Origin of the sequence: Metabacillus niabensis, assembly GCF_020524345.1 — a bacterium.
Taxonomy (GTDB): domain Bacteria; phylum Bacillota; class Bacilli; order Bacillales; family Bacillaceae; genus Metabacillus; species Metabacillus niabensis_B.
In genome coordinates, this window is sequence record NZ_JAIVLH010000051.1 from 1 (window position 1) to 5,396 (window position 5,396).

Below are 5,396 nucleotides of genomic sequence, written 5' to 3' on the forward strand. Positions count from 1 at the left end.
TGAACATAAATATCACCCTCCCAATTAGTTATCTATATTATACCAAATTAACGCGGTGAAAAGTTAAAGTATTCAGATAAAAATAATAGGCTGCCGAGGTTTCTCGACAGCCTGAGAAAAAAGCTAACAAGAATGTTAGCTTTTTTCTATTTCCTTGATCATCGTCACATGAGGTATACCTGCGTCCATAAACTCATCAGACACAACCTCATAGCTTAACTTCTCATAAAAAGGAATTGCATGTGTTTGTGCGTTAAGCTTTAGCTTGCTTACACCTTGCTTAGTTGCAATTTCTTCTAATTTTTCAACAATCATTCGACCGGCGCCGTTTTTGCGGCTTGTTGATAAAACACAGATTCTTTCAAGTTTGCCTATGCCGTCGACAACTCGCACCCGTCCTGCACCGGCAGGCTTTTGGCTGTCATCATATAGCACGACATGTGTTGATTCATCCTCAAGTTGATCAATTTCTTCTTCAACTGGAACTTTTTGTTCATCTACAAAAACAGTGTATCGTACTGAAAATGCATCATCTAGTTGTTCTTTTGTTGTGACTTGTTGTATGTTCAATTATTCGCTTTCCTTTCCAAGTAAAAATGTTTCGTGGACAGTCCAAGTACCGTTTTCTAATTGGTATAAAAGATGAAAACGATCAATAACTTCTTCATGATGAATATCCAACATTTTAAGATTTCCCAAAACATCTGAATGTTCATCGTCTGATAGTTTTTGACCAATTGTTATATGTGGAACAAACGCATACTCCGGATTGCTACTCAGCGATCCTGTATGCAGCTTTTCATGGAGAGCTTTAAGCTCATCTGTCGGGTCAACTTTTAAATAAATGACGTTATTCACAGGTGAAAAAGAGCTTACCTTCTTAATGGATATGTGCAAAGGTTTAGTTGCTTCAGCGACCTCACGTAACTCTTTTGCAACAGCTTTAATTTCAGTATCATCTGCATCAAATGCTGTTTTTAACGTTAAATGAGGTGGAACTAAAGCGTAATGTTTGTCATATCGTTTACGATATGAATTAGCAAGATCCTGTAGTTTTTTAGATGGAAAAAGGGCAATTCCGTATTTCATGTCATTCCCTCCTAACGAGTCATTGTAATGTTAGTATATCAAATTTTTAAGAATAAACATATGTACGTATGATGTGCCTGAAAATTACTCAAATATTTGCTTGAAAATCGGAGTTAAAGAAGGCTGCCAATACTTCCATGTATGATCGCCATCGAATTCTTCATAGGTGTATGAAAATCCCTTTTTTTCAATCGCTTCTGCAAGCTTGCGGTTCGGTGTCACAAAATTAACGATCTCACCATGAGTTGTTTTTACAGCCGTTTCTTTCTTTCCAATTTGATGATAAACAATTGGACGAGTAGATGAAGTGAAGTTTTCTACTGCTTCCAATACATCATCATTTACAAATGGGGATTGCAAAATGAGTTTACCAAAAATATTTGGATACATTAAGCCTGTCAGCAATGAAACGGATGCCCCTAAAGAATCTCCGATAAGAGCACGGCCGTATCCAATTTGGTAGGTTGGAAACTCTTTATCCAAATATGGAACAAGCTCATGTGCGAGAAAGCGTATATATTGCTTAACCTTAACTCCATTAGGATGATATTTGTCTCGGCGGTCATCGACATCTTTGTATGGAATTCCTACAACAATGACATTCTCAATTTCTTCTTCTTTCATGAGTGCTTCGAGTTGTCTGCCAACCCGGCCCAGCTTGAAATAATCCTGACCATCCTGTGCAATTAACAAACTATACTTATATAAAGGAGAAAAATTTTCCGGAAGATAAATAAGTAATGTTACTTCTTCCTCTAAAGATGCTGAAAAAAAGGAACGCTCCTTTATTATACCTGTATGTTTACTCATCATTTCCCTCCTTAATGTATGTGTTTGAAACCCTTTTCTATTTTAACACGCCTGAGACGATTCATCCTTAAAAATGCAAATAGAAAGATAGAGAAAAAAGGTTTGAAAAGAATGAGACAAGGGAATGTACATGGTAAACCTATTAAAAAAGAGTGAAAGGAGAATCACAATGAAAAAACAAGCCTTATCAAAGAGGACAGTGGTTTTATCCGGTGTGGCGCTATCAACAATAGGTGTTACTTCTTATTTATTAAAAGATGAGAAACGAAAAGATAAAATGAATTATGGAATACAGCGAATAAAAAATAAAGCAAAAATCCTTTTATCTAGGAAAGAACCAGTTATGGAAAAAGCCGGACATCCCGATCCTTATGATATAGAAGATAATTCGATGGTTGCAGAAGGATCTATGTACTCTGTCAATTATTTTAATGAAAAATCGAAATCTAAGTAGAAGCCGACAAAACGTCGGCTTTTTGTGTGGGAATAATTACACAAATCAAACTATTACAATAATTGTATTGCATTCTAAACTCGAATCATGTAAAGTAGTAAAAAAAAGTAAACCAAAAAATTTCATATATTTCTTATCAAGAGAGGCAGAGGGACTGGCCCTATGAAGCCTCAGCAACCGGTTCATAACGAGTGAAGATCTGGTGATTATGATAACAAACTCTAAGTAAGTTTTTTACAGCACCGACAGGAAATGAAACAAAGCGCTTTTGTTTGTTTCAGGCATTTTTAATTTCCTGTCGCAGGCTTGCTCATCTTGCCGCAACCACTTGCGTGCTGTGAAAAACAACACAATACTAATTATGAGTTTCTCAAATCTATAATCAACTTATCCAAGACTTCCACGAGTGCCAAGGTGCTAAATCCAGCAAGCCACACCAGCTTTATGCTTGAGAGATAAGAAGAAGCGCACTCAAAACAATACAGTCTTCTTCTTAACGGGGAAGACTTTTTATTTTGCCTTAGAAAAGATAAGGAACGCTTTCTCTCATGTCCATAATCATAAATTCAAACTTTAGGAGTGACAAACATGAGCAAACGAATTGAAACGAAATTAGCCCAAATTGGTAACAGAAGTGAAAATGTAACAGGTACTGTAAACCCTCCAGTTTATTTTTCTACAGCATATCGTCATGCAGGGATTGGAGAATCAACAGGGTTTGATTATATACGTACAGGAAATCCTACTAGATTACTCGTAGAGCAGGCAATCGCTGAATTAGAGCATGGTGATCGCGGATTTGCCTTCAGCTCAGGAATGGCTGCAATCCAAACGATCATGGCTTTATTCCAAAGTGGAGATGAACTAATCGTCTCATCTGATTTATATGGTGGAACCTATCGTTTGTTTGAAAGAGAGTGGAGAAAGTACGGACTATCTTTTCAATACGATGATTTCACAAATCCAACGGCAACAGAAAAGTTAATAAATGAGAAAACAAAAGCTTTATTTATTGAAACACCAACAAATCCATTAATGCAGGAAACAGATATAAAAGAATTAGCAACAATAGCAAAAAAACATGATATTTTAGTGATTGTTGATAATACCTTTTATACTCCTGTACTTCAAATGCCAATTTTAGATGGTGCTGATATTGTCATTCACAGTGCAACAAAATATTTAGGTGGACATAATGATGTGCTTGCCGGTTTAGTTGTGACAAAGGGACAGGAGCTGAGTGATGAGTTTTTTCAGCATCAAAATGCAATTGGAGCGGTGTTATCGCCATTTGATTCATGGTTATTAATGAGAGGGATGAAAACATTATCTCTTCGTATGAGACAGCATCAGCAAAATGCTCAGCAGGTTGCACAGTTTTTAGAGGAGCATCCTGACGTACTCGATGTTCTTTATCCGGGAAAAGGTGGAATGCTTTCTTTCCGTTTGCAGGATGAAACATGGGTCAATCCATTTTTGAAAAACTTAAAAACTATTTCATTTGCTGAAAGCTTAGGCGGAATTGAAAGCTTTATCACATATCCGGCTACCCAAACTCATATGGACATACCTGAAGAAATTCGCATTGCAAATGGTGTTTGTAACAAGTTATTGCGTTTTTCAGTAGGTGTTGAACATGCGGAGGATATTATAGAAGATCTTACACAAGCATTTAAAGCAATGAAGGGAGCGGTAGCAGTTGAGCAATCATAATTGGTCATTTCAAACAAAACTACTTCATAATGAATCAAAGGTGGACCATAGCACAGGATCGGTAAGTGTGCCTATTCACCATTCTTCCACTTTTCATCAATTCGATATTGATGAGTTTGGAAAGTATGATTATGCACGTTCAGGAAATCCGACCCGTGAAGCATTGGAACAAGCTATCGCAGAATTAGAGGGTGGATCAAGAGGATTGGCATTTTCTTCAGGGATGGCTGCTATTTCAACAGCTTTCTTATTATTATCGCAAGGTGATCACGTATTGGTAACCGAGGATGTATATGGCGGGACATTTCGGATTATTACAGACGTATTAACTCGTTTTGGCATTGAGCATACATTTGTTGATATGACAGATCTTCATCAGGTTGCATCTGAAATTAGACCAAATACGAAGGTAATCTATATGGAAACACCTTCAAATCCATTGTTAAAGGTAACAGACATTAAAGGCATTGTGAATTTAGCAAAAGCCAATAATTGTTTAACCTTTTTAGATAATACGTTTTTAACTCCGGAGCTTCAAAGACCATTGGAGCTTGGTGTGGATGTTGTGCTTCATAGTGCAACGAAGTTTTTAGCAGGTCATAGTGATGTGCTTGCAGGACTTGCGGTTGTAAAAGACCCTGAGCTTGGGGATCGCTTATATAAACTACAAAATGCATTCGGAGCAGTGCTTGGTGTACAGGATGCATGGTTAGTTCTTAGAGGCTTAAAAACGTTACATGTACGATTACAGCAATCACAAGCTTCGGCATTAAAAATCGCTGAATTTTTGGCTGACCATCCAAAGGTGGTGGAAGTATACTACCCGGGCTTAAGCTTTCATCCGGGACATGATACACAGCGATATCAAGCAGACGGACCTGGAGCGGTTTTATCATTTAAACTAGCAGATGGAGATGCGGTAAGAACATTGGTGGAGAATGTTGAGCTTCCTGTTTTCGCCGTAAGCTTAGGGGCGGTGGAATCGATTCTTTCCTATCCGGCAAAAATGTCACACGCAGCAATGCCGCCAGCTGAACGTGAAAAACGTGGAATTTCAGATGGATTGCTTAGATTGAGTGTAGGATTAGAAAAGGTGGAAGATTTGATTAAGGATTTTGATGCGGCATTAGAGAAGCTTCCGGCTGTAAAGAAGAATGAAAATGTGAATGCATAAGTTACGAAAAGAGCTAACTATTGAGGTTAGCTCTTTCTTTTGGTGTGCCAGGCATGGCAACTATCTAGGTGGTGAAAGTCCACTGTGGGGGTACACATCGACCAACCACTAAGGAAGCGCAAGGTACTTATCTTGAGATAAGGGCTGGAGGAAGCG

The 5,396-nt window shown here is 37.9% G+C and carries 6 protein-coding genes and 1 riboswitch; of the genes, 3 read left to right on the forward strand and 3 right to left on the reverse strand.

Annotated elements, in window-relative coordinates; translation table 11 throughout:
- Nucleotides 1-135: 135 nt before the first annotated feature.
- The 3 genes from LC095_RS26430 to LC095_RS26440 all read right to left on the reverse strand — a co-directional run bounded on the left by LC095_RS26430 (nt 136) and on the right by LC095_RS26440 (nt 1,899).
- Entirely contained in the window at nt 136-570 is a 435-nt protein-coding gene (locus tag LC095_RS26430; protein ID WP_226530893.1) for a GNAT family N-acetyltransferase, read from the reverse strand.
- On the reverse strand, nt 571-1,089 hold the full coding sequence (locus tag LC095_RS26435) for a YjcG family protein (RefSeq protein WP_226530894.1): 519 nt from the start codon (nt 1,087-1,089) through the stop codon (nt 571-573).
- Between the two features lie 84 nt (nt 1,090-1,173).
- Nucleotides 1,174-1,899 carry an esterase family protein gene (locus tag LC095_RS26440; RefSeq protein ID WP_226530895.1) on the reverse strand — a complete coding sequence of 242 codons (726 nt, stop codon included), beginning with the start codon at nt 1,897-1,899 and terminating at the stop codon, nt 1,174-1,176.
- Between the two features lie 169 nt (nt 1,900-2,068).
- Here LC095_RS26440 and LC095_RS26445 point away from each other — a divergent pair, with 169 nt between their 5' ends.
- The 3 genes from LC095_RS26445 to metC all read left to right on the forward strand — a co-directional run bounded on the left by LC095_RS26445 (nt 2,069) and on the right by metC (nt 5,240).
- Entirely contained in the window at nt 2,069-2,353 is a 285-nt protein-coding gene (locus LC095_RS26445; RefSeq protein ID WP_034332655.1) for a hypothetical protein, read from the forward strand.
- Nucleotides 2,354-2,483: 130 nt separating this feature from the next.
- A riboswitch (SAM riboswitch) is annotated at nt 2,484-2,815 on the forward strand.
- A gap of 126 nt (nt 2,816-2,941) precedes the next feature.
- A complete protein-coding gene (locus LC095_RS26450) occupies nt 2,942-4,066 on the forward strand; it encodes a methionine biosynthesis PLP-dependent protein (RefSeq protein WP_226530896.1) in 1,125 nt (374 codons plus the stop codon).
- Nucleotides 4,053-5,240 carry a cystathionine beta-lyase gene (gene metC, locus LC095_RS26455; RefSeq protein WP_226530897.1) on the forward strand — a complete coding sequence of 396 codons (1,188 nt, stop codon included), beginning with the start codon at nt 4,053-4,055 and terminating at the stop codon, nt 5,238-5,240. The genes LC095_RS26450 and metC overlap by 14 nt, the downstream gene beginning before the upstream one ends.
- Nucleotides 5,241-5,396: the final 156 nt, after the last annotated feature.

What these genes read in the sequence shown, in the direction of transcription:
- LC095_RS26445 (WP_034332655.1), top strand. Translation starts at nt 2,069, where the DNA reads ATGAAAAAACAAGCCTTATCAAAGAGGACAGTGGTTTTATCCGGTGTG.
- LC095_RS26450 (WP_226530896.1), top strand. Translation starts at nt 2,942, where the DNA reads ATGAGCAAACGAATTGAAACGAAATTAGCCCAAATTGGTAACAGAAGT.
- LC095_RS26440 (WP_226530895.1), bottom strand. Translation starts at nt 1,899, where the DNA reads ATGAGTAAACATACAGGTATAATAAAGGAGCGTTCCTTTTTTTCAGCA.
- LC095_RS26435 (WP_226530894.1), bottom strand. Translation starts at nt 1,089, where the DNA reads ATGAAATACGGAATTGCCCTTTTTCCATCTAAAAAACTACAGGATCTT.